This window comes from Streptomyces sp. NPDC041200 (genome assembly GCF_055591805.1).
In genome coordinates this window covers 1041783-1065921 of record NZ_JBVIZF010000001.1, presented here as the reverse complement: position 1 = coordinate 1065921, position 24139 = coordinate 1041783, and the positions used below count along the sequence as shown (strand labels likewise).

The 24139-nt window shown below is 68.0% G+C and carries 22 protein-coding genes; 4 read left to right on the top strand and 18 right to left on the bottom strand.

Annotated elements, in window-relative coordinates:
• Nucleotides 1-13 precede the first annotated feature (13 nt).
• From ACZ6CL_RS04930 to ACZ6CL_RS04915, 4 genes are all read right to left on the bottom strand, one after another.
• Nucleotides 14-1354 carry a putative T7SS-secreted protein gene (locus ACZ6CL_RS04930; protein ID WP_468931138.1) on the bottom strand — a complete coding sequence of 447 codons (1341 nt, stop codon included), beginning with the start codon at nt 1352-1354 and terminating at the stop codon, nt 14-16.
• Complete coding sequence (locus tag ACZ6CL_RS04925; protein WP_468931136.1) at nt 1354-1938, bottom strand: hypothetical protein; 585 nt, start codon at nt 1936-1938, stop codon at nt 1354-1356. Before ACZ6CL_RS04925 ends, ACZ6CL_RS04930 begins: the two co-directional genes overlap by 1 nt.
• Nucleotides 1939-2090: 152 nt before the next feature.
• On the bottom strand, nt 2091-2570 hold the full coding sequence (locus tag ACZ6CL_RS04920) for a hypothetical protein (RefSeq protein WP_468931134.1): 480 nt from the start codon (nt 2568-2570) through the stop codon (nt 2091-2093).
• Between the two features lie 46 nt (nt 2571-2616).
• Nucleotides 2617-3714, bottom strand: coding sequence for a S8 family serine peptidase (locus tag ACZ6CL_RS04915; RefSeq protein ID WP_468931131.1), 1098 nt, complete (start codon nt 3712-3714; stop codon nt 2617-2619).
• A gap of 1416 nt (nt 3715-5130) precedes the next feature.
• On the opposite strand from ACZ6CL_RS04915, the gene ACZ6CL_RS04910 reads away from it, so the two are divergent.
• Nucleotides 5131-5415, top strand: a complete 285-nt coding sequence (locus ACZ6CL_RS04910) for a hypothetical protein (RefSeq protein WP_468931129.1) — start codon at nt 5131-5133, stop codon at nt 5413-5415.
• Here ACZ6CL_RS04910 and ACZ6CL_RS04905 read toward each other — a convergent pair.
• The 3 genes from ACZ6CL_RS04905 to eccD all read right to left on the bottom strand — a co-directional run bounded on the left by ACZ6CL_RS04905 (nt 5412) and on the right by eccD (nt 8341).
• The gene (locus ACZ6CL_RS04905; RefSeq protein ID WP_468931127.1) at nt 5412-5945 is read right to left on the bottom strand and encodes a hypothetical protein; all 534 of its coding nucleotides are present in this window, start codon (nt 5943-5945) and stop codon (nt 5412-5414) included. The two genes, ACZ6CL_RS04910 and ACZ6CL_RS04905, sit on opposite strands and share 4 nt — an antisense overlap.
• 111 nt (nt 5946-6056) lie before the next feature.
• Nucleotides 6057-6827, bottom strand: a complete 771-nt coding sequence (locus ACZ6CL_RS04900) for a hypothetical protein (protein WP_468931125.1) — start codon at nt 6825-6827, stop codon at nt 6057-6059.
• A 38-nt stretch (nt 6828-6865) separates the two neighbouring features.
• A complete protein-coding gene (eccD, locus tag ACZ6CL_RS04895; RefSeq protein ID WP_468931123.1) occupies nt 6866-8341 on the bottom strand; it encodes a type VII secretion integral membrane protein EccD in 1476 nt (491 codons plus the stop codon).
• 228 nt (nt 8342-8569) lie between these two features.
• Between eccD and eccCa the strand changes: the two genes are divergently transcribed.
• Complete coding sequence (gene eccCa / locus ACZ6CL_RS04890; RefSeq protein WP_468931121.1) at nt 8570-12538, top strand: type VII secretion protein EccCa; 3969 nt, start codon at nt 8570-8572, stop codon at nt 12536-12538.
• Between the two features lie 94 nt (nt 12539-12632).
• Here eccCa and ACZ6CL_RS04885 read toward each other — a convergent pair whose 3' ends face one another.
• The 11 genes from ACZ6CL_RS04885 to eccB all read right to left on the bottom strand — a co-directional run bounded on the left by ACZ6CL_RS04885 (nt 12633) and on the right by eccB (nt 21869).
• Nucleotides 12633-12800, bottom strand: coding sequence for a hypothetical protein (locus ACZ6CL_RS04885; RefSeq protein WP_468931120.1), 168 nt, complete (start codon nt 12798-12800; stop codon nt 12633-12635).
• 48 nt (nt 12801-12848) lie between these two features.
• Nucleotides 12849-13586: a hypothetical protein gene (locus ACZ6CL_RS04880; protein WP_468931117.1), complete on the bottom strand. Its 738-nt coding sequence runs from the start codon at nt 13584-13586 to the stop codon at nt 12849-12851.
• Nucleotides 13587-13618: 32 nt separating this feature from the next.
• Nucleotides 13619-13924: a hypothetical protein gene (locus ACZ6CL_RS04875; RefSeq protein ID WP_468931115.1), complete on the bottom strand. Its 306-nt coding sequence runs from the start codon at nt 13922-13924 to the stop codon at nt 13619-13621.
• A gap of 37 nt (nt 13925-13961) precedes the next feature.
• Entirely contained in the window at nt 13962-14720 is a 759-nt protein-coding gene (locus ACZ6CL_RS04870) for a hypothetical protein (RefSeq protein WP_468931113.1), read from the bottom strand.
• A 136-nt stretch (nt 14721-14856) separates the two neighbouring features.
• Nucleotides 14857-16092 carry a type VII secretion-associated serine protease mycosin gene (gene mycP / locus ACZ6CL_RS04865; protein WP_468931110.1) on the bottom strand — a complete coding sequence of 412 codons (1236 nt, stop codon included), beginning with the start codon at nt 16090-16092 and terminating at the stop codon, nt 14857-14859.
• A 51-nt stretch (nt 16093-16143) separates the two neighbouring features.
• Nucleotides 16144-17496, bottom strand: coding sequence for a WXG100 family type VII secretion target (locus ACZ6CL_RS04860; protein WP_468931107.1), 1353 nt, complete (start codon nt 17494-17496; stop codon nt 16144-16146).
• A 105-nt stretch (nt 17497-17601) separates the two neighbouring features.
• Nucleotides 17602-18084, bottom strand: a complete 483-nt coding sequence (locus ACZ6CL_RS04855) for a hypothetical protein (RefSeq protein WP_468931104.1) — start codon at nt 18082-18084, stop codon at nt 17602-17604.
• A gap of 110 nt (nt 18085-18194) precedes the next feature.
• On the bottom strand, nt 18195-18479 hold the full coding sequence (locus ACZ6CL_RS04850; RefSeq protein WP_468931101.1) for a WXG100 family type VII secretion target: 285 nt from the start codon (nt 18477-18479) through the stop codon (nt 18195-18197).
• 42 nt (nt 18480-18521) lie between these two features.
• Entirely contained in the window at nt 18522-18860 is a 339-nt protein-coding gene (locus ACZ6CL_RS04845) for a WXG100 family type VII secretion target (protein ID WP_468931098.1), read from the bottom strand.
• Between the two features lie 175 nt (nt 18861-19035).
• Nucleotides 19036-20283 (bottom strand): type VII secretion-associated serine protease mycosin, encoded by a 1248-nt coding sequence (gene mycP, locus ACZ6CL_RS04840; RefSeq protein WP_468931096.1) that lies wholly within the window; start codon nt 20281-20283, stop codon nt 19036-19038.
• Nucleotides 20284-20300: 17 nt separating this feature from the next.
• Entirely contained in the window at nt 20301-21869 is a 1569-nt protein-coding gene (gene eccB / locus ACZ6CL_RS04835; protein ID WP_468931094.1) for a type VII secretion protein EccB, read from the bottom strand.
• 177 nt (nt 21870-22046) lie between these two features.
• Between eccB and eccE the strand changes: the two genes are divergently transcribed.
• Nucleotides 22047-23294, top strand: coding sequence for a type VII secretion protein EccE (gene eccE, locus ACZ6CL_RS04830; protein WP_468931091.1), 1248 nt, complete (start codon nt 22047-22049; stop codon nt 23292-23294).
• Nucleotides 23294-24064, top strand: a complete 771-nt coding sequence (locus tag ACZ6CL_RS04825; protein WP_468931088.1) for a hypothetical protein — start codon at nt 23294-23296, stop codon at nt 24062-24064. Before eccE ends, ACZ6CL_RS04825 begins: the two co-directional genes overlap by 1 nt.
• Nucleotides 24065-24139: the final 75 nt, after the last annotated feature.

The following is a 24139-nucleotide window of genomic DNA, read 5'->3' as shown; positions in this document are numbered from 1 at the left end:
CCGCTTTCTTTTCTCACCAGAACTTCATTTTCTTCACAGAGTTCACAGTGCCGTCCACAACATGCTCCGCTGTCTTGATCGTGCCAGATGGGTGGAGGGCAGCATTTACTGTCGTATCCACCGCACTGTTCACTGTGCTCGTCACAGCGTGCGAGGTGGTATTCCAGGCAGACTTCGCTCCAGCAGCGATATCGTCACCCCATTTGTCGGCCACCCAACTGCCCAGGAAATATGCACCGGTGACACCCAGTACTGTCCAGCCGACAACCGGCACAGCGGCGGCGGTAGCCTCGGTCGCCATGAGGATGCTTGCCGCGCCAGCGGCCTGCCCTCCACCCATGGCTCGGTCTACCCAGCCTTGAGCGCCCCCGTGGTCAGGTTTGACCATCTGCTTGAGTCCGGTGGCCACACCTAGTGGCAGAAAGACCCTATCCAGCGCCCCTGTACCCGGGTTATTGAGAGGGATTCTCCCTGAAAACGGAAGACGCAGCTTTTCAGCCAACCCCTTCATCCCCACCATTGTCCTCCAGGGGCGAGCTAGCAGTTCAGCTGAGGTCCCTGTCCACAAGGCGTGAGCAGACTCGACACCCTTCGCCATCTGGAGGAGTTTGAGCGGCTTCAAGATATCATTTTTGATCTCTTGATACCTGGCATACTCGTCGCTGTCAGTGATTCCAGCCAAGGCATCAAGGAGTGTCGACGGGTCGCCCTTCTCACTGTGCTCTTGGCCGTACGTAGCTGCAATTTTCGTCTGGGCTCTGTCGTGTGCCGTATCGCGCTGGCGGCGGGCCTCGGCCAGGATCTCTCGGGCCGTCTGCATGTCCGCGGCGCCCGGGTCGTGGAACGCTCCCGGAGCTTTGGGAGGAGCCGCGCACTCCGTGTCGTCGACGGCAGGCTTGCTGTTGTAGGCGTCAACAGCCCGACTGTGGGCTTTGACCTTGTCGTCGTGCGCCTCGCGGGCCCTGTCCGAGGCGCGCTTGCCCCGGCTATAGGTGTCGATCGCTTCCCGGGCCTGGCGTTGAGCCCATTCCACGGTGTGAGCGACATCCGTCAACGCCCCGCTCGCTCGATGGCACGCGTCAGCGATCTGGAACCACTTCTTCGGTTCAGCGGACGCGCGCTTGCGGAAGGCGTCTGCTGTCTCCCCCTTGATCTCGTGGGAGTTCAGCTTCCGTATCCCCTCGCCAACCGACTCAAGGCCCTTCGCCAGCCCTCTCAGCTGTGCGGCGTTCGATCGGAGCTTGGACGCATCGCCGTGGATCAGCTCTTTGGGCTCCTCGGTATGACCCAGCTCCAGTTCGGCCCAGTCCCGTCCCAACTGCTTCGCGGTCGGGGTATGACCGTTGACCGACATCAGCTTCCGCCCCCTTCAGTGTTTCCATGACCCGTGGGGCGGCGGGCTCCGTTGCCATCGGCGCCGACGTAGTCCCAGATCGACGATTGCGCGGGCTTGATGTCGTCGCTGGACTTGAGTCCGGCTCCGCTCTGCGGATAGGGCTGCGTGCCGTAACCCGGCGCACCGGAGCCCACGGGGCTGCCGAAGTTCCCGAGAATTCCGCTGACGCCCGGCCCGCCTGGGCCCGGCGCAGTGCCCACGGCGGCAGTGCCGAGGCCCGCTCTGAGCGCGCCCGCCCGGCTCCGGTCTTCCTCCCACAGGACCCCCGCCGCCTGACTCAGCTGCGTTCCCAGCGATTCGGCCCTGTGCTCCAGCATGTTGATGCCCAGTTGCCAGAACTCGCAGAATGTCGAGAACGCACCGGCAAGTCCCTCCCCGCTGGCCTCCGTTGCCGACAGGCTCATGCCGCTGAGGCTGCCGCGCTGCGCGGAGCCCCGGCCCTTTCCGGCTCCCTCCAGACCGTGCAACGCTGACCGAAGACTTCTGGTGATTCGCTCCTCGGCCTCCTTGGTGATCTTCAATTCACCATGGTTGCCCACCACCTGTGTCTCCTTTCCCCCGTGCCGCTACCTACGGCATTTCCCGAGCTCATATCCAAGGCGCTCGCCGCGATGGCGGCTGAACAGCACCTCTTGCTTTCATTATTTTCCGGCGAATGCCAAACTTGGATACCGAATGATCGCGCCCCAAACTACTACCGCGCATGCCGTTCGTCGTGCACCGGAACGCTAGGAGAAAAGGCTCGTACGGCAGCCTGAAGACGCTCCGGATCAAGACGCCAGAGACGGATCGCACGGCTGGCAAGAAAGAGATCGTGATCGATGTGCCGCGCGAGTTTTGCCGTCCGTTCAGCGCTCAGCTTGCTGTTCGGACCAGGCAGAGGCGGTGCACCAGGGCGACGCCGGAGGCCAACGAAGTCCGTCCAGTCGTCTGCAGGAATGCGCGAGTGGGTCTTACCGAGTGTAGTGACGTCCCGCAGATACCTTCTCCACAGCACCACCGATTCGATGTCCTGCCACGGCACGCAAGCCGTCTGCTTCGGAGTGCCGCCAAGAGTCACGCCGTCCTGGTCGACCCGGAGCATCACAATGCGCTTCCAGCCGACGCCAAGTAGGAGTTGGAGGGGAGTACGGGTGAGGTACGTCTCGTACACAGAGGGGTCGTACTTGCTCATGACACCACGTTATCCAGGCCCACAACGTTCATAACTCTTCACCGTCTCAGGCCCGCCTCCGCTGGCGAATGAGGGTGTACGCCCCTCCCCCGATGATCAGGGTTGCGGCGAGGCCGACTCCGGCGTAGACAAGCGTGTTGTCGTTGCCCTCACCAGCCCCGGTTGCGGACGCGGCGGGGTCCTTGTCCTGGTTGTTCGGCGCGCCCGACGGCGCGCCACCCTTCGCGGGCGAAGACGGCGACGCGGAGGATGCCTTTCCCGGCTGGTACTTGGGGAACAGGGGATTGACGTCCGCCGCCCCGGGGTTGCCCTTTCCGTCGAGCAGGACCTGGGCGGGGCGGATGATGCCGTAACCGATGTACTCGCTGGGGACCTTGCCCTTGGGCTTGCTCGCCGTTTCCATCATTACGCGCAGGACCTGGTTTGCGGTCCACTTGGGGTGGGCGGACCAGATGAGGGCGGCCGAGGCAGAGGTGAGGGCCGTGGCGTGGCTGGTGCCTGTTTCCACGCACCAGCCTCCGCCACCTGAGCAACGCCCTGGAATTCCTTCACCCGGGGCGGCCAGAGCCACTTGGGGGCCATGTGTGGAAAAATTGGAAACGCTGCCACTCTGATTGACGGAAGCCACTCCAACAGCCCCAGGAAGACTTGACGGGTAGCCGGCAGCGTTCCCGGACTTGCCATCATTCCCCACTCCGGCAAATATGAGTGCGTCATTTTTATTGATTTCAGCCAGGCCATCCTGGAGTCGCTTCACAGCCTTCTCGTCCAGGGTGCTGGTTATAGTCCTCGAGAGATTAATAATGCGGGCCCCGCGTTTAATCGCGTACCGAATGGCCTTAAGGTAGGTCGGCGTCCCGTCACCAATCTCCAGCTTTCCTGACGCAACTTTCACGGGAAGCACTTTCGCGCCTGGGGCCAATCCCTGAACTCCTCCGGAACGTCCCGTTCCAGCGATAAGGGAAGCCATTTCCGTGCCGTGGCCATCTGTATCAACATTCACCCCCTTCGGCTTGTAGGAAAAGTCCTTCCCATGCAGGACCTGTCCACGCAACTCAGGGAGCGTGTCGTCAACTCCGGCGTCAAGTACGGCGACGGTGACACCTTCGCCTTTGCTGGTCTGCCAGATCTGGTCAGCCTTCATTGCATCGAGGTACCACGCCCGCGAACGCACGTCCTGGGCGGTCGCGGGGGGCGCAAAACTCCCCGTGCATGTAACAAAGGTGGCAAGTAGCGTCAGACCACGTATCGAACGCCGCACGCTTCCACCGGACAAGGCTGACATTCCTGCTGGTTCTCCTGAGACTTCACGTGCGGACTATTCAATGACAGGAGGCAACGTATCCCGGCGCCCCAGCTCCCAGGGTTCCTGGGCTTCTAGCCCCTGATCTGATCCATTATCGGGACGGCGCCTGGCGCCGGAGGTCACCGTTCCAGGGGAAGCTTGCTCGTCGGCCTGATCGGAGCGGACAAGTCCAGTACCCCCACGGGTGAATGCGGCTCCTCTTCTGGATGACGACCGCGGTTCCGCGATGGAGCCACCTGACTCGGACGTGATCCTCCGTCCGCTGCCTGACTCGCCAGAAGGCGTGTTTACCGTGCCTGACGTACCAGGAGTTGCAACGCGAGGCACCGGCCCTCGCGCGGTGGTCCCGCTTTCGTCACCAATAGCCACAGCGCGCTGACGTGCGTCCGTCGTACCGGGACTCCAGGTACGTGGGCCACTGACCTGCCCTCCAGGTTCTGAGCCAAGCCTCCGCCCAGCAGGAATGCCTTCTGGCCTTGGGGCACCGGTTGGCCTCGCCATAGGGTTCCCGCTCCCTCCCATAGGGCCACGGGACATGGGCGTGCTCTCCTCCCCCGCAACCAGCCCACGGGGGAGACGAGGCGAAGAGCCGAGACGACGCTGCTGGTCCCCCACGACATCACGCTCCGCGGGTCCGCGCGGGGTGAGTGGGCGTCGTGAAGTCTCGTCTCCAGCTCTTGTTCCACGTTCATGAAAAGGGAGACGCGGCGTGCTCCTCCCGCCCTCAGGCGCTGCGGTACGAGGAAGCCCTGGCCCCGGCCCGACCGGTGGCGACGGCATCGGGCTAGGGCTGGTCTGCCGAGGCTGGTCCGCAAATGGGGTCGGCCCACCAGGCGAGGACTTCGCCTCGGGCTTGGGGAGCGTTTCAGTCGAGTCAATGTGGGTGCTCGGCGCCTCGCGGTGGCTTGACTCCGTCTGTCCCGGCTCAGCCGCCACTGGTTCGTCTGATTGCCCTTGAGACAAGCGATTCGTGCCGACCTCCGAATCGGATGGCGTTCGCGCAGTAGCGGAGTCATACCTCCGCCCATACTCAATAGCACCGTCCTCAAGAGGCAGCTTCTTGAACTGCGGCTCCCGCTCCGCCTCCATCGTCTGCTGGGCCGCCCGGTAGGCCGAGGAGAGGCGTTCCAGTTGGTGGCGGGCCTCTTCGGCCTCCTGGGTGGCGGCCTTCTGGGCGGCCGGGTCCTCGTGGGTGGCTCGGGGGTCCCTGGGGGCGGGGAGGGCGGACTTGGTTTCGGAGAGGGTCTGGCCGGCTTGGGCTACGTGTTTGCCTACCGTGGTGGTGAACTGGCCGAAGCGCATGACTTCGAGGGCGAAGTCGTGGGCCCATTCGCGGAAGGCGTCGCCGCCCTCGCCGGTCCATTCGACGCGGGAGACGTGGTGGCGCAGGTCGGAGCCGATGTCGAGGATCTTGGGGCCCGCGTCGCCCAGGGCCGTGCCGGCGGCGGTCAGTTTGTCGGCGTCAGCGGCGGCCAGCATCGCCCGCAGGTTGTCCACCGACCGGCCGTCGAACTCTCCGTTCGCCATGCTTCCCCCTAGCTGAAGTCCGAGTCGGCGGTGCCGGACTTGCCCGTGCCGGTCTTCGGTGTGTCCTTGTGGTGGTCGGCGCTCGGCCGGTCGTCCGCGTTCGGGCCGTAGTAGTCGGCGGTGCGCTTCTGGATGGCGCGGAGGCGGGCGGCCTGTTCGGCGTCGACGCTGTCGTAACCGCGGTCCGAGATCTGGACGGCGATGCCCAGCGCTTCGAGCTGGTCGCCCAGGGTCCTGGAGAACTTCTCCAGGCGGGCGTGCAGCTTCTCGTAGGCGCCGGCGAGGTCGGCGGCCGCGGTGAATTCCGCGCCGAAGGCGGCGTGCGCGACCGTCTGGTCGCTGATTTTGCCGCGGGCCGCGGGCGAGTCTTCGAGGTCCAGCAGGATCTTGTCGATCCTGCTCTTGAAGCTGGCCAGGGTCTCGGCCTCGACCTTGAGGTCCGCACGTTTGCCGCTCCGGCCGCTTCGGCCGCTGTCGCCGCCTCCCGTGCGGACCCGGCTCGCACTCGCATCGGTCGCCGAGACCTGTCGCCCCTCGCTCATCGTCATCCCCCTACGGCGTATACGGCGATCGGCACCACCCTAGTCGCGGAGCGTGCAGCTCCCAACTACGGTGTGGTGAGCACGCGTTCGGCGATTTCCGGGCATAGGGCGTTATGTCCCTGACCAGACGCGCCGGTGGCACCCCCGGTACAGGGCCAGCAGGGCGGCGGCCACGCGCGGATCGAACCATTCCGCTGCCACGTGAAGCCATCGGTCGAAGCGGCTCGAGTGCTCCACGGTCTCGTTCTTGCGGCCGACTCGGCGCCACTCCAGCACGGTCCTGCCCTTGCCGCCGACCCGCCATCTGGTCCGGCTCGGGCGGGGCATCGGGAGGTGTTCCTCGAGGAGGATGGTGAGGGCGATCCTGAGGGGGATGTGGACCGGGGCGAGCAGCCACCACACCCACCACGAGAGGATCCGCCCCTCGAACCCCACGACGTCCGGGCCGCCGGTCGGCCGTACGGTGAGGCATCCCCTCAAGCCCCGGCCGCACAGGGGCGGTTCGGCGGTGATGGAGGCCAGGGACTCACCGGCGGAGCCGTACACCGTGAAGGTGGCTCTGCCGCGCTTGTCCACGTGCTCGGGTACGACATGGGCGTAGACGTGCTGCCGGTGCGCGTCCGCCCACAGGGTGAGCGGCGCGACGGGCTTCCAGCCCGGCGCACGGCTCGACGTGCGGCTCGACGTGCGGCTCGACGAGCGGCCCGGCGTTCCGCCCGGCGAGCGCGGCTCGGGGGACTCGCCGGGCAGGGGGACGCGTTCGGGATGGGCCAGGTCCGGACCGGCCAGGTGCTGTCGTCGGGACGGCTCCGTATGTGCGGGACGACGCTGCCGTCCCGCGGCCGCTCCCCCATGCCAGGCGAGTCCGGATCCCGAAGCCACAGGTACTGCTTCACGGGTGGTGCTCCTGGCTGGGAACGCTACTTGCTGACCAGACCGCGCGCCGTGGCGTAGACGTCCAGGACGGCCAGTGCGAGCGGCGTGATCGCCAGCAGCATGGCGCCTTCCACCAGGTCGCCGAAGCGCCCCCAGAAGGGCGTCACGCTCTTCTTCGGCACGATCAGCGCGATGGCGATGAGCAGCAGGGAGCCGAAGGCGACGGAGGCGGTCAGCCAGACCGTGCGGATGTCGAGCGGGCCGCTGTCGCCGGTGAGCAGCTCCGTCACGGCGCTCGCCGGGGGGTTGAGCGCGAGGCCCAGGACGAGCAGGGCGAGCGAGACGATGCCGGATACCAGGACGCACGCGACCTGCCAGGTGTACCGGAAGAGGCGGGCGCGCAGCAGCATGGCGACACCGGCGGCCAGCGCGAGGACCTGGGCCCAGGCGTTGTCGGAGAAGCCGAGCACCGCGGCGGAGCCGACGACGACCGCGGCGCAGCCGCCGACGAGGCCGAGCAGCAGTTCGTGGCCACGCCTGACCTGGGTCGCGATGCGCTCGCTGTCGATCGGGGCGGAGGCGGCCGTGGAGTTGTCCGGGTCGGCGCCGCCGAAGTCGTTGCGCGCGGAGTCGCGGGGGGCGACGTAGCCGATGGGCAGACGGGCGGCGCGCGCGGACAGACCGGGCAGGAAGGCGATGGCGGCGATGGCGACGGCCGCGCAGACGGCCGCCGTGCCCGAGGCGTCGGTCTCGGCGAGGATCTGGCAGAAGGTGGCCACCGTGCCGAAGCCCGAGAGCACGACGGCGGCGACGAAGGGCGCGTCACCGGACGGCATGGCGGCGACCAGCGCGACCGAGATGACCAGTACGGCGACGCAGCCGAGCAGGAATTGCAGCCGCCCGATGCCCTCGCCGCGGTCGAGGCCGAGCACCCCGGATCCGCCGATCATGACGTGTGGGAGTGCGGCGAGGCCGAGCGCGATGGCGGAGCCCCGGTCGTCGTACACCCGGGCCCGTACCCCCGCGAAGACGGCGAGCAGCAGGCCGACGGCACCGGCGATGATGCCGGGCAGGCTGTGCATGTCGTGCCGGACCGGGTCGGCGAACCAGAGCACGAAGCCCATGAAGACCAGCAGCAGCGCCCCGCCGAAGAGCCCGCTGACGCGCAGGTAGTCGGCGTTCCACAGGGTCCGGTCGCCGGAGACCGCGGAGGCGATGGCGTCGGAGACGTCGTCGCGCACGACCGGCGGCAGGGACTGGGAGAAGGGGCGCATGGACAGCACGTCGCCGTCGAGTACGCGCTGGGCCGCGAGGGAGCGGGCGCCGTCCAGGACGGTGCCGTCGCGGCGGACGAAGTGATAGCCGACCGGGGCTCCGGAGGGCTGTGTCTGGCCGGTCAGTCGGAGTATTTCCGGATACAGGTCGGCAAGGGCAATGTCGTCAGGCAAAGCGACATCTATGCGACTGTCGGGTGCGACGACCGTCACTCGGCAGAAACCGGTCGCTGTGGTCGAACTCACCTGCGGAACCCTCTCATTCCCCGTGTCTCCGCTTCTTTCGCGGACGCGTTCGCGGACGCGATTGTGGCTGCGCGTGCGGAACGTCACCCTACCCGGCGCTGTTTGTCGTCCGTACACGTAGGATCAGCACATTGCCGGGCAGGCGCCGCCATGACGCGCCCTGAAGCGTGGGTGCCGGCCTCGACCGGTCGTCAATCGTTCAGCCCGCACCGGGGGATAGATAGGCCGATGAGCCACATCATCGTGAAACGCCCACCTCGGGTGACTCCGCCCGAGATGTCCGCGGATGAGCTTCGGCTCGAATCCCCTCCTGAATTGCCTCGCGGCGAGCAGGAGGGCATGGCGATGCAATTGCTGCCGATGCTGGGCATGGGCTCGTCGGTGGTCTTCTTCTTCATGCCGAATTCCGCACCGTTCATGAAGATCATGGGCGTGATGATGCTGCTGTCGACGGTCGCGATGGCCGTCGCCCAGCTGATCCGGTACCGGAAGGGGGCGCAGGGCGAGGCCGTCGAGGGCCGCCGCGACTACCTCAAGTACCTCACCAAGACACGGCGCCAGGTGCAGCGCACCGCGCGCAAGCAGCGGGACGCGCAGTTCTATCTGCACCCCTCCCCCGAGCAGCTGTGGTCACTGGTGGCCGAGGGCAGCCGGCTGTGGGAGCGGCGCATCACCGACGACGACTTCGTACAGGTGCGGATCGGGCTCGGCCCGCAGGAGCTGTGGACGCCGCTGGTGGCGCCGGAAACGGCTCCCGTGGAGGAGCTGGAGCCGCTGTCGGCGGGCGCCATGCAGCAGTTCCTGGCGGCCCACCGGACGCTCGAGGGCATGCCGATGGCGGTCAGCCTGCGCGCCTTCTACCACATGACGGTCTCCGGGGAGCCCGGGACGACGCTGGGCACCGCGCGGTCGCTGGTGGCGAGCCTGGCCGCGCTGCACTCACCGGAGGACCTGGTGATCGCGGTGGTGGCCGCGCCGGACACCACGGAGGAGTGGGACTGGGTCAAGTGGCTGCCGCATACGCAGGCGCCGGGAACGGTGGACGGAGCCGGTACCAAGCGGCTGTTCGGCGACAGCCTGGCCGAGGTCGAGGAGCTGCTGAAAAGCCATCTGGAGGGCCGCTCGCGGTTCAACCGGGAAGGGCAGCCGCTGCTGGACCAGCCGCATGTGGTGGTCATCCTGGACGGCGGCTTCGTACCGCCCGACTCGCTGCTGGCCGCCCCGGAGGGGCTGCAGGGCGTCACGGTGCTGGAGGTCATCCGCGGCGAACTGGACGAGCTGCGCGGCGGGCTGTCGCTGATCGTGCGGCCGGGTCTGCTGCAGGTGGAGTCGGCGTCGGCGGTGTACGAGGGCGTGCCGGACGCGCTGCCGCTGCCCGCGGCCGAGGCGCTGAGCCGTCAGCTCTCCCCGATGCGGGTGTCCAGCGGCGGAGGGGACGACGAGCCGCTGCTGACCAACCTGGAGTTCACTGATCTGCTCGGGCTCGGCGACGCGGCGGCCGTCGACACCGCGGTCACCTGGCGGACCCGCTCGACGGCCGAGCGGCTCCGGGTGCCGATCGGGGTCGGCGAGAGCGGCGCCCCGGTCATGCTCGACCTGAAGGAGGCGGCTCAGGAGGGCATGGGCCCGCACGGGCTGTGCGTCGGAGCCACCGGTTCCGGTAAGTCGGAGCTGCTGCGGACGCTGGTGCTGGGCCTGGCGGTCACGCATTCGTCCGAGACGCTCAACTTCGTGCTCGCCGACTTCAAGGGCGGCGCGACCTTCTCCGGCATGGCCGAGCTGCCGCACGTCGCGGCGGTCATCACCAACCTCGCCGACGACCTGACGCTGGTCGACCGCATGCGCGACTCGATCACCGGTGAGCTGCAGCGCCGCCAGGAGCTGCTGCGCTCCGCGGGCAACTACGCCAACATGCACGACTACGAGAAGGCGCGCGCGGCCGGCAGTCCGCTGGAGCCGCTGGCCTCCCTCGTGCTGGTCATCGACGAGTTCAGCGAGCTGCTGACGGCCAAGCCCGACTTCATCGACATGTTCATCCAGATCGGCCGCATCGGCCGGTCCCTGGGTGTGCACCTGCTGCTGGCCTCGCAGCGGCTGGAGGAGGGCCGGCTGCGCGGTCTGGACACGTATCTCTCGTACCGCATCGGTCTGCGGACGTTCTCCGCGGCGGAGTCCCGTACGGCCCTGGGTGTGCCGGACGCGTACCACCTGCCGTCCGTGCCCGGTTCCGGCTACCTCAAGTTCGGCACCGAGGAGATGGTCCGCTTCAAGGCGGCGTACGTGTCCGGGGTCTACCGGTCCACGACGACGACCATCGCGGGCAGCGGACCGCTGCCGACCGACCGCCGGCCGGTGCTGTTCACCGCCTCCCCGGTGCCGGTCCGGTTCGCCGAGCCGGATCCGGACTACGCGTACGTCCCGGAGGGCGACCGCACCGACGACGCGCTCGCGGACACGGTGCTGGACGTCATCGTGCGCGGTCTGGAGGGACGCGGCCCGGCGGCGCACCAGGTGTGGCTGCCGCCGCTCACCGAGGCGTCTCCGCTGGACCAGCTGGTGCCGCAGCTGGCCGTTTCCCCCGAACGCGGGCTGCACGCGAGCGGCTACGCCCGCAGCGGCGGTCTGTGCGTACCGCTCGGCATGGTCGACAAGCCGTTCGAGCAGCGCCGGGAGATCCTCTACCACGACTTCTCGGGCGCCCAGGGCCACATGCTGATCATCGGCGGTCCACGCTCCGGCAAGTCAAACCTGCTGCGCACCCTGGTCGGTGCCTTCGCCCTCACCCACACCCCGCACGAGGTGCAGATCTACGGCCTGGACTTCGGCGGTGGCGGCATGGTCGCGGTGCAGGGGCTGCCGCACGTGGGCGGGGTCGCCTCGCGACTGGACCCGGAGAAGATCCGCCGCACGATCGCCGAGGTGACCGGCGTACTCAACCGGCGCGAGGAGTTCTTCCGGGACAACAGCATCGACTCGATCGGCACCTATCGGCAGATGCGCGCGGCCGGGCAGCTGCCGGGCGAGGCCTGGGGCGACATCTTCCTGGTCATCGACGGCTGGCAGTCCTTCAAGACGGACTACGAGATGCTCGAACCGGTCGTCGCCGACATCGCCACCCGCGGCCTCGGACTCGGTGTGCACCTGGTCGTCACCGTCACCCGCTACATGGAGATGCGAGCGGCGCTCAAGGACCAGCTGCTCGCCCGGCTGGAGCTGCGGCTCGGCGACCCGATGGACTCCGAGCTGAACCGCAAGGTCGCCGCCAACGTGCCGGTGGGCAACCCCGGCCGCGGTCTCACCCCCGACAAGCTGCACTTCCTCAGCAGCCTGCCGCGCATCGACGGCGTCACCGGCAATGCCGACGACCTGTCGGAGGCGACGTCCGAGTTCGTCAAGGCGTCGGTCGACAACTGGCCGGGCCCGCACGCGCCGCAGGTGCGCATGCTGCCCCGGATGCTGTCGGTGCGGGAGATCCCGGGCGGGCACGAGCAGCCGCAGCGGGGCGTCGCGCTCGGCATCGACGAGATCAACCTCGCGCCGGTCTTCGTCGACTTCGACAGCGACCCCTTCTTCGCCATCTACGGCGAGACGGAGTCCGGGAAGACGGCGCTGCTGCGCCTGCTCATCAAGCAGATCACCGAGCGGTACACCCCGGAAGAGGCACTCATCGTCGTCGGTGACTACCGTCGCAGCCTGCTGGAGGTCGCGCCGCAGTCCCATCTGGTCGGCTACGGCACGACGCAGGACGCGTTCGAGAAGTACATCGCCGACATGAACACCCTCATCAGCCAGCGCATCCCGGGGACGGACGTCACGCCGCAGCAGCTGCGCAACCGCAGCTGGTGGTCGGGGCCGCGGGCCTTCATCGTGGTGGACGACTACGACCTGGTCGCCACGTCGTCCGGGAACCCGATGTCCGAGCTGGTGGACAACCTTCCCTACGCGCGGGACGCGGGCGTCAACATCATCGTCGCGCGGACGACGGCGGGCGCCGGGCGCTCCTCGTACGAGCCGTTCATGCAGCGGTTCAAGGAGCTGGGCGCGCAGGGCGTCGTGCTGTCGGGCGCGCCCGGCGAGGGCGAGCTGCTGGGGCAGGTCAAGGCGCGGCCGCTGCCGCCGGGACGGGGCGTGTTCGTCTCCCGGCGCGGTGGGGCATCGCTGATCCAGACGGCGTGGCTGCCGGAGGTGGAAGGCTGACGGAAGCGGGAGGCTGACGGAGGCTGGCGGAAGCCAACACAGCGGTAGGGGCTCGTCGATGATTCGACGAGCCCCTACCGCTGTGCGGTTGTGGTCAGCGGCGGTTGCGCTGCTGCCGCCGTTTCGTGAACACCTCGCCGATCGCCGGGCACACCACGACCAGCACGCAGAGGATCACCCCCACCGGCCTGGAAGGCACGACCGCCCAGTCGGTGAGGACCGGCATCAGCAGCCACAGCAACGCCAGTACGGCGATGCTCACTCCGGCGATACGAGGTCCGTACACAGGTTCACTCCAAAAGTGGTCCGGTCAGGCGGTGCCGGTCGGCCAGTGGCCGTTCGGGAACGCGCTGTTGTCGCCGGCCTGGCCCTTCATCTCGGCGAGGGTCTTCGCCTGGTCGCCGAGCACGGTCACCAGAGCGACCGAGGCGGTGGTGACAAGCACCCATCCGGCGGTGCCTTCCCCGATAGCGGCGATCGCGGCGGGGATCAGACCGACACCGGTCACTCCGGCGGCCGAGCAGGCGATCATGGCGGGGACGAACTGCACCAGGAAGGCGGCGATGGCCCCGTAGAAGACAAGTCCCGCTCCGGCGGCGACGAGGAGGCTGGTGGCGACCGAGTCGGCGCCGCTGCTGACCTGACCGGCGGCGGTGGACTGGGTCCAGATGGCCCCGGTATAGGCGTCGGCTCCTTCGCCCTTCCACTCCTTCGGGGCCTGGAGGTTGCCCTTCGCCGTGGTGGAGGAGGCGGTGCTCGCCTTGCCGCGGATCTTCTTGTCCTGCCAGTCGAGGGAATCCAGGAAAAGCATCACCGGGGCGACGACGCCCTTGAAGAATTCGCCGATCTTCTCGAGGATCCAGTTGACGAATTCGACGAGCTTGTTCGCGGCCGCGATGATCGGCTTCGCCACAGCATCGGGAACGTACCAGTGCCCCGCGAAGCCGTTGACCCCGTCGACCATCTTGTCCAGCAGCTCACCGACCTTCTTCAACTTCTCGTTGATCTTTTCGATGAGGTCATCGAATGCCGATTGACTGAATGCCATTGCTCTCCCCGTTCCCCGAGCACCGTTTGGTACTAGTAGGCTTCTTCCACAGACTTCTTGGTGTCGGCTTCGTGGTTGTCGTACGCCTTCGCGTTCTTGACCAAAGCGTCGGCGATTTCCGTCATCCGCTTCTCCCCCTCGGCGCAACGAGCCGAGAAGTGGTCGATGACGTCCTGATAGGCGCCGACGAATATCTGGTACATGCCGTACTCGAGCCGGCTGGGCCGCATGCCCTTGATCGTGGTGCCGACTTCGCCGATCGCCGTGGCCTGCTTGTCCCACATGCCGGCCTCGGAGCGAATGGCATCCGTGATGACCTTGAGATGGTCCTTTGCCATAGGGCCTCAGTTCCTTTCCGAACCAGTGAGCAGCACGTCAGAGCAGCCGCTGCGGGTCGTTGAGCATGGCCAGGAACTCGTTCATGAGGCCCTGCGGGTTCAGGTCCGCGATCTGGGCCGCACCGGGGCTCTGGACGTCCTCCAGCTTGGCCCGGGCCTGGCTCAGCGCCTCGTTGAGCGCCTGGCTCAGCCGGATGGACGACTGCTGGGCGGCCCACCGCGGATCCACGTCACAGGAGACCAGGGAGTGTGCGGTGAGGCCGATGACGACCCGGCGGGCGGCCGCCTCTCCCGTGACCTCCGGGGCCCGGAAGGAGTCCGCGTCCAGCCGGTCCAGGGCATCGAGCCCGGAGAGGGTGTCCTCGACCACGTCCTCCATGGGCCTCGGACGGACCGGGTCCCGGTCCTGCCGGGGGGCCTCCGGAGGCGCGACGGACCCGGACCCGGCTCCCGAGCCGGGGACTTGGAGCATGCCGTCGAGTTCCGCGGCGCGCTCCTCCCAGCCCGACTGCTCGAGAGTGCGCGACCAGCCGTCCATCTGCTCGCTCATGGCGGAGCCGTACGCGTCGACGATGGCCGGGCCGAGGTTCTCGGCAGGCTGCCGACGCTGCCAGTCGGACGCGACCCTTATGGACTCGGGCAGCCGATCAGGCCCCAGCGTCACGCTGACGGCGCCTTGGGCATCCTCGCCCGTGGCGTGCTGCGGAACCTGATCCTGCATATCCGTCATGAGCTGCTGGAGTTTCGCCGCATATTGCTGGAACTCCTGCATTCCTCGAAATATCTCGTCAGTCACGCTTCCCCCTATCTGACCGTTTACGAGGCGTTTGTAGCGCGCGTGGCTCAAACGTGTCGTGCACGCTAGCACGCCTACGGTTCAGGGAACTCTCCCGTGACGAATTCAGCACGATGCTGACTTTTTTGAGGAACAGTCAGAATCGCTGAGCGCCACGGCGGCGGAGGATGACGAAAACCCCAGCGCCGACGACGACCACGGCACCGGCCGCACCCAGGATCCAGGGCATCGCGCTGCTGCCGCCGCCTTCGGTGCCCTCGGCGGCGTTATCGGCCTCGGCGCCGCCCTTCGGGGCGGTGGACGGGGCGTCCTCGCTCTTGGACGGGGCGGGGGAATCGGGCTTCTTGGCGGCCACGAGGGGATTGACGTCGGCCGGACCCGGATCGCCCTTGTTCTCCAGGACGTTGTAGCGCGGGCGGACCGTGCCGTAGCCGAGGTAGCGGCTGGGAAGCTTGCCCTCGGGCTTGCCCGCGGTTTCCATCATGACCCGGAGCACCTGGTTTCCAGTCCACTTGGGGTGCTTGGCCCAGATGAGGGCGGCGGCGCCGGAGGCGATGCCGGTCGCTTGACTGGTGCCCCCGCTACGGCAGTACCCGGACTTCTCGATGCAATTGATCGGGATGTCCTGGCCCGGGGCAGCCAGCGCTACTTGAGAGCCAAAATTCGAGAATTTCACATGCGTCGAGCTCTTGTCGACAGCGCCGACACCGGCCACGCCGTCGCTGCCCGCTGGATAGGTGAGGTCGTTCGAAGTGTCTCCGTCGTTCCCTGACCCCGCCAGCAGCAGCTTGCCGCGCCCGATCGCGTAATCGACCGCCTTCTGGAGCTCCTGTGGCTCGTTCTTGTCGAGCGAGTAGTCCTGGAAGGCGAGAGACATGTTGATGATCTGTGCATCGCTGTCGGCCGCGTAACGAATGGCCTTGATAAGGGCCGGAACGCTGCTGCGTGCAACCTCCTTGCTGGTGCCGAACACGGTGAGCGGCAGAATGCGTGAATCGGGGGCGAGTCCCTTAACGCCCTGACCTCCGACTCCGTTTCCGGCGATGAGCGCCGCCATGGCCGTGCCGTGTCCGTCCAGGTCGGTACGGGCGTCCTTACCGGGCTCGACGAAGTTTTTCCCCGGCAGAACCCTCCCCCGAAGTTCCGGTGTGGAGGCGTTGACCCCGCTGTCGAGCACAGCGACGGTCACACCTTTGCCGGAGCTGACCTTCCACATGTTGTCCGCCTGCATGGCGTCCAGGTACCACTGGCGTTCCCGCATGTTCTCCGCCAGCGCGGAGGGCGCCACGAGCCCCATGATGACGAGCAAGGACGCAAGCAGCGCGAGGACTGCCGATGCCCGGCTCCGAACCTGAGTGAGCGTTTCTTCCATAGTGCTGTATGTCCTGTGCTCGTCATCAGAGGCTTGTGTGGCTGGCGGGTCTTACTCGATCACTGGAGGCACATTCCGGCGCTCTCCGCCGGTCCATGTCTCCTCGTCCTCGGTCAGGAAGTCGGGCGTCTCTCCGCCGTCTCGCTTCTTCGACTGACGCGGATCGTTCGTCGACGGCACACCGGACACTCCGGTGGCGCCTCGGACGAGACCGCTCCCTCCCTGGGTGAACTCCCCGTTGACCCTGAGTTCGCTCGCGGAACGCCCCACCCTGCCCGGACGGGACGAGGACCCCGACCCGCGGGACGGGACGCCCGTGACGGGCCGTCCGCCAACGACGCCCTGCCCGGTGGTCGTCGGCAGTCCTGTGCGACCGGCGCCGGTGGTGCGGGCCTGCTCGCCGCCGATGACCGGGCCGCGGGCGGTCCGGGCATCGCCGCTCGCCGGTGTCTGACGGGGAGGCATACCGCCGACGACGTCCCTGCCGGTGCGCGCGGGGTCGGCAGGCCGGGCGTTGATGGACTCAAGCCCCTTACCGCCTCCGAGTCTGGGGCCGCCCGTCCGCCCGACCGGACTCACGGGCGGACCGGACCTGCCCGGCCCCGGAGAAGGGGAGACGGGCGGAGTGACCGGCAGGCCCGTGATCTCGCGGCCGGGCCCCTGCGTCCCGGTCGGCGTGGGTGCGTGTGCGGTGGGCGCCGGTGAGGGATCCGTGCGGGGCAGTTCCTTCACACCGTCGATGTTGGTGTGGGTCGCGTCCGGAACGGTGACGTGGCCTCCACCTCCCGGAGCATTGGCATGCCCCGGGGAGAACGTCGAGTCCTGGACGGCATGCTGGGCACTCGGTGCCCCGCCCGCTCCCGAGGCGACAGTGCCCGCAGAGCCGCCGGAGGAACCGTATCCCTGCTCCCAATCGCCCACGCCGTGAGGCATCACCGAACCCGGCAGCGGCTTGAAGACCGGCTCGTCATTCTCCCGCAAGGTGTCCATCGCACCTGCGGACGTCTGGTAGTAGGACGCCAGCTTCAGCATTTGCTTGAGCACGGCGGGCTGGTGCTCCTTCAGCTCGTCAACCTTCTCGAGGCGCTCCTTTTCCTTCTCCTGGTCCGCATAGCACACATCAATGCCCTCCGGACGCTTCGGCACCGCCTTCTTGACCTCGCTCAGCGCCTGGCCCGAGGATTCCATCGCGCTGCCAACTTCGCCGACATATTTCGCGAGCTTCAGCGCCTGCTTGGCGAAGTCGTCGCCCCACTCACGGAAGGCATCGCCGCCCTCACCGTCCCAGGTAACTCGACCCACACGCCTCTTGAGCTCGTCGCCGATCGCCTCGAGCTCGTCCTTCGCACCCGTCAGGGCGTTGCCCTTACGGATGATCTCTTGCTCATCCGTGTTGGCGATCATGAGGAGCATCTCCTCACAGGACGCACCGTCGAAGGTGTCGATGACATGGCACTGTTCATCCGTCTTCTTTGTGGACTCGCCCATGCCCTACTCCCCCGCTCCCGATCACATGCTGCCGGGGCCGGCGCTCTTGCCACTGCCGGTCTCGACACCGCTGTCGGGCTTCTCGTGGCCCTTGTGGCCGTGCTTCTCCTGATACTGCTCGTAGTACTTACTGGTGCGCGCCTGAATCGCCTTCAGACGCTGCGCCTGCTCGTGATCCATCTCCTGGTAGTCGCCGTCGGCCGCGTTGACCGTGATGCCCAGCGCCTCCAACTGCTCGCCCAGGGTGCGGGAGAGCAGTGCCAGGCGCCCGTGCACCTTGTCGTAGGCATTGGCAATCGCCGTCGCCTGGTCGAACGTGCCGTAGGCAGTAGGCTTCACCGTTTGTTCGCCCAACTTGCCGTGCGCGGCGGTCGACTTGTCCAGTTCTGTCAGAAGTCTGTCGATGCGCTTCTTGAACTCCTGCAAGGACTCACTGGGAGCGTCGAGTTTCGGCGAAGAAGGAGACTTAGCAGAGCTCCCCCCGTCCGGTGCCGACTCAGCCATGAAACACCTCCTCCGGGTACCGAAATGCGGCAGTCGCAGGTGCGGGACACGTGGCCGTGGCCACAATGTCCCGCACCCACGACGCGACCGCGGTGTGTGTGCCGGGTCTCTTACCCCTGCGCGAAGCGCTGGCCCTGACGGTGGTCATTGGCCTTGTAGCCCTCCGTCGCCTCCAGCAGCCTCTTCGAGATTTCGACGAGGGTCGTGTGCAGGTGGTTGACGCGCTGGTTCCACTCGTGCTGACGCTCGTTGAACGCCCGCTGCGCTTCACCGGACCACGACTCGGAGACGGTCTTGCACTTCTTCATGATCGTGTCGAGGTCGGTCTTGAGCTGGTCGGCCTCGCTCTTGACCGTGGTCGAGGCGTTGACGACGCCCTCGTAGGTGATTTCCATGAGTCACTAACTCCTGATACGAAGCGGAAAGGTCAAGAAGGATCAAGAAGCGTTGAAGGAGCCCAGGATGCCGCTTTCGCCGCCCCCGACGCTGTTGATCTTCCTGAGCTGCTCCTGCTCCTCGGCGTCAAAGCCGTCCCGGCTCGCCTTCACCAGCTCCTTGGTGAAGCTCAGCAGCTGGTTGACGCGGCGGACGTCGTTGTTGACCTCCGTCTGGAGGTTGTTGTAAGCGCCGGCCGCGATGCCCTTCCAGTGCCCCTCGATCTCGTCGATCACACCGTTGAGCTTGCCGACTCGCTGAGTCAGCTGACCCTCCATCCAATCGATGGCGCTCTCGAGGGTCTTGAAATCATGGCCTTCTACGCGGAGCTTTTCCGACATGGCACACCTTCCCCCATGAATCGGATGCACCGGGGCGTCTCATCGATCACTCCCCCGTGTACATCGGATCGAAGTTGTCAAGGCACCACTCTAGCCACCGTCCCCGTGCACATGACCATCGGCCGCCGGGTTGTTACAGGGATGGAACGAGTGGAACGGATGGGGAACGTGGGGCTCACGTTCCGCGTCGGCGCCGCCAATCGCGGAGGACGATCGCGCCGCCCGCCGTGATGGCCACCACGACCACGCCCGCGCCCAGCGCGTAGGTGGCCAGGCGCACGCTGCGCTCGTGCGGGGTCTCGCCCAGGATGAGCTTGCCCGGCTCGGGTTTCGGGATGTTCTTGGCGGAGCTGTTGTCGACGGTGGGCCGCTGGATCTTCTGGTCGTCGTCCGTGAGGGCCTTGACCGGGTCGATCACGCCCCAGCCGACGTAGCGGTCACGTCCGTTGACGCCGCGCTCGGCGGTCTGCTCGATCTGGGCGACGACCTCCTGCTGCGTCCAGTCCGGGTGCTTGGCCCGGACGAGGGCCGCGACACCGGCCACGTACGGGGCGGCGAAGCTCGTGCCGTTGTCGACGCACTGGCCGCCCTTGGGCACGGTGGAGACCATTTCCACGCCCGGCGCCGCGACCCCGACGAAGTCGCCGCTCTGCGAGAAGTACGCGCGTTCGTTGTTGCGGTCGGAGGCGGCGACGGCGAGGACTCCCGGGTAGGAGGCCGGGTAGGTGCGCTTCGACTTGCCGTCCGCGCCGTCGTTCCCGGCGGAGGCGACCACGACCACGTTCCTCTTGATCGCCTCGGCGATGGCCAGCTCCAAGTCCTGGTGCGTACGGGCGCCCTTGGTGTCCTGGGAGATGTTGATGACGCCCGCGCCCTCGTCCACCGCCTTGCGGATGGCCCGCGCCATCATCTCCGGCGTGCCCTTGCCCTCGGCGTTGTTCTGCTTGAGCGGGATGATCTTCGCGTCCGGGGCCAGGCCGACGAAACCGGTGCCCAGGCGGGGCCGCGCCGCGATGATGCCCGCGACCTTGGTGCCGTGCCCGACCTCGTCGAATGTGGGGCTCTGCGCCCGCTTGCGGTCGGCGCCGGTGACGTCCTTCGGCACGGCCAGGTAGTTCGCGCCGCTCGACGCGTCGACCGCCGTCTTCAGCTGGACGTTGGTGTTGTCCACGCCGGTGTCGATGACGGCGACCTTGACCGGGTCACCGTTTTTCTCCTTGCCCTTGGTGTCCTCCCACAGCCGGTCCAGCACCAACCGCTGCAGCGACCAGGGCGTTCCCTTGATCTGCTTCTTCATCGGGAACGTGCACTGGCCGTTGCCGTCGATGGACGTGGCCGCGGCGGCGACGGGCTCCACCGCGCCCGTCGCCCCGGTGAGGCACGCCAGTACGGTCGCGGACGACAGCGCGGCCGCTCGCCTCATGTGTCGGTTTCCCATGGTCACGAACCCTGCGGCTGTCGGGCGCTGTTGAGGTCGAGCCGGGGCCCGATCGGAAGGAACTGCGACCAGTTCTGCGGCACCGGCACCGGCTTCGCGTCGGGGTAACCCAGCCGGGTCTGCGCCTCGTTGGCCGCGCCCTGCCCGCCGGGCACGGCCTTCTGCCCGTCGGCGGAGCCGCCGCCGATCTTGGACTTGCCCGCGCTGCTGTCGCTGTTGGACTGCACCTGGTAGCGCAGACCGGTGTCGGTGACGAGGAAGGTCTGACCGGTGTTCGTCGCCCGCCCCTGGTACTGCCGGTAGAGCAGGCCGGTGCCGGGGGTGACGTACGCGCTGGAGCCACCGTCCACGACGGGCGCGGGGTAGTCCGTGCCCGCCCAGGTCTCCAGCGTGGGCGTGCCGTTGCCGCCGACCTTGGTGAGGACGTTGCAGACGGTGTCCCTGGCCGCGGAACCGGCGGCCCCTTCCGCGGAGTTGACCTGGCGCGGGGCCACGGAGGGCCAGACGGTGTCATCGGCGAAGTTCTCGGAGTCGGACACGAAGTCCTGCGCGTTGACCTTCATCGGCTTGCCGAGCTGGTTGAGGCTGGACAGCTGCTCGCTGTTGAGCAGCAGGTTGGCGACGAAGCCGGAGACCGGCTGCACCTTGCCCTGCAGCACGACGTAGTGCTGGATGCCGCCGCCCGTCTGGGCCTGCAGCACGGTCCCCACGCGGTTGGCGTCGTCCGGCAGGGAGTCGACCCCGGCCGAGGCGCCCGGCTGTCCCGGCACGGTGGGGAACTCCACGGGCGCGCCGTCCTTCAGCGTGTCCAGCCAGTCGTCCGTCACCTTCTGCGGCTTGGCGCCCTGCTTGAACAGGGTCCGCAGCAGCAGGTCGTACTGGGGCGCGGACATGCTCTGCTCGCCCTTCGGACCGCCCAGGAGGTACTTCCTGCCGGACGGGTCCACCAGGTAGCGGCCCTTGCTCCCCTCGACGTACATCGCCTGGCTGCCGCGCAGCCGCTGCGCGCCCTGGACCTTCGACGCCTCGCGGTCGGCGAAGAGGAAGAGCGCCTTCTGGGTGGACTTGTCCTGGCCGCCGCCGGGCTGCTCGCAGACCACCCAGCGCTTCTGCTTGGCGGCCTCGTCCTTTGTCGGCATGCGGTCCGGGGCGTACGGAATTCCGATCGTCGGGCCCCGCGGTATGTCCCCGTTGTCGAGCTGCGAGTCCTTCACCCGGACGATCCCCGACTTGCCGGATTCGAGCAGGAGTTTCGCGGACGCCAGGTTGAGGACGGGGTGCAGCTGCTTCTTTCCGCCCGTCGACAGAATCACGTAACGCGACGTGGATTCGTTGCCGACGATGATGTGGGCCGCGGTGTCGTCCCAGCCCTGGGGCGCCGTCGGCTTGATCATCCCCCAGGCCCCGAACCCCGCCAGGACCAGCGCCCCCACGATGACTCCGGGCAGAATGGCGCGCACCGGACGCGGGGCGCCGTCGTCCATGACGGTGGGCGATGGCTGCACAAACGAGGCAACCATTCGTTTCTTCGCAAAGGTGTAGGCGCTGAGCTCGTCCCGCCGCGATGCCATGTCTTAGCCCGCTTCTCCCCGTGTTGTTCTTGCGCACGTGCTTGCGCTTGCTAGCCACAGGGGAGATTACTCACCCGCTCGGCCCAACTGATACCCGCGCCACCCTCGCGGGGCCTTTCCGATACCGTAATCACACAATCGACCAGGACGAGACCAGGACAAGGGGCGGCCTCCCTGATGAGCTCTGCCACCCACGCGCGCACCGCCGCACCGCGCCAGCCCTCACCCACTGGGAGCTTCGGCCCCGTACGGCTGCACCAACTCGTGCTGGTGGAGGTGGCCGCCGCGGTCCTCGTCGTCGCCTGGACCGTCGACTCGCTGCTGCTCGTACCCGCCGGGGTGATCGCCCTGGTGCTCGTGCTGATCGCGGTACTGCGCCGCAGGCAGCAGCCGTTCACCGACTGGCTCGTCTCCATCAGCGCGCTGCGGGCCCGCCAGCGGCTCGCCAAGGAGCCGGTCCCGGCCGGTGTCGACCCGTCGCTCGCCCCCGCCGTCGAATGCGATCCCGCGCTGCGGACGTACGCGTACCTCTCCCGGGACCGGCGCGAGATCGGCATGATCGGCGACGGCACGTTCCTCACGGCGATCCTCCAGGTCCAGTCGCACGACACCCCGTTGCGGCCGATGCGGGACAAGCGGCCGCTTCCGCTGGCGCTGCTGCACGACGCGCTGGAGGTGGACGGCATCCGGCTGGAGTCCGTCCAGGTCGTCCAGCACGCACAGCCCGCGCCCGCGCCGCATCTGCCGGAGCAGGCGGCCGCGGCGCGCAGTTACGCCCCGCTCCAGGAGCAGGCCGGGGCGCCCGCCGTCCGGCTGACCTGGGTGGCGCTCAAGCTCCATCCGGAGCTGTGCCCGGAGGCCATCGAGGCGCGCGGCGGCGGCCTGGAGGGCGCCCAGCGCTGTCTGCTGCGCTCGGTCGACCAGCTGGCCAGCCGCCTCACCGGGGCCGGTTTCACCGCCAGGGCGCTGGCCGAGGGCGAATTGGCGACGGCCATCGCCACCTCGGCGTGCGTCAACCCGAACGCCACGACCCAGGCGGGGCGCGCGAACACACCCGCGCGCCGGACCGCGGAGACCTCGCGCGCCTGGCGCTGTGACGACCGCTGGCACACCACGTACTGGGTGGGCCGGTGGCCGCAGGTGGGCACGGGAGCCACCCCGCTGCCCCAGCTGGTGGCGCTGCTGACCTCCATGCCCGCCCTCGCGAGCACCTTCAGCCTGACGCTCACCCAGGGCGAGGGCGGCCGGAACACCTCGACGGTCAATGGACACATCCGCGTCACCGGCCGCAATGACACCGATCTGGTCACCGCCCGCAAGGCGCTGGAGCGCGCCGCGCGTGGGGTGCGGGTCGGGCTCGTACGTCTCGATCGCGAGCAGTTGCCCGGCGTGCTCGCCACGCTTCCGCTGGGAGGTACTCGCTGATGGCCATGGCCACTTCCACCCCGACCACCCCTTCCCCCGACGCGCCCGCCGCGCCGGGCGCACCGCGCAGGACGCGCCCCGGCTTCGGGCTCATCGGGCCCCGCCGCGGACGCCAGTCGCTCACCGCGGACCAGCTCGACGCGCTCGCCCTGCCGGTCGGTGACGACGGCGTCATCATCGGCGTGGACGGCCAGAACCAGCCCGCCGTGCTCGGCTTCAACCGGCCCGAGCCGTTCGACGTGGTGCTCGTCGGTGGGCTGTGGACCGCGCAGGTGCTGGCCTTCCGGGCGGCGGCCACCGGCGCCCGGGTCGCCATCGAGACCGGACGGCCGCATCTGTGGGCCAACCTGGTGCAGGTCGCGGGCGGCGGGCAGCAGTGCATGACCGTGTTCGACGTGGGCCGGGTGCCGCCCCAGGGGCCCTCGGTGGGCAGCCCGGTGCTGGTCATCCGGGACTGCGGCATGCGCCCGCCGCGCGGCCGGGTCTCCGCCCTGCCGTGGCAGTCGGTGCTGACCCTGCTGCCGTATCTGAGCCCGGTCGCGCCCCGGCTCCTGGAACACGCGGGGCTGGTCGGGATCCAGCGGGTCTCGCCCGACGAGGCGGAGGAGATCGGCAGGATCATGACGCTCCCCCGCCCCGATGTCGCGGCGCTGTCAACCCTCCCCGACTGGGTCACCCTGTGGTGCACCCGTGAGGCCCGGCAGGCCGTGACGCTGCAGGCGACTGACGCCGAGACGGGACTGCTCGGATCTCCGCGCCGGGTGGACTAGTCCCCGCTTGGGGCGATTCGAGGTGTTTCCGTACTGATCATCTCTCGGTACGGCGAAGACGCGTGACCTATCGGA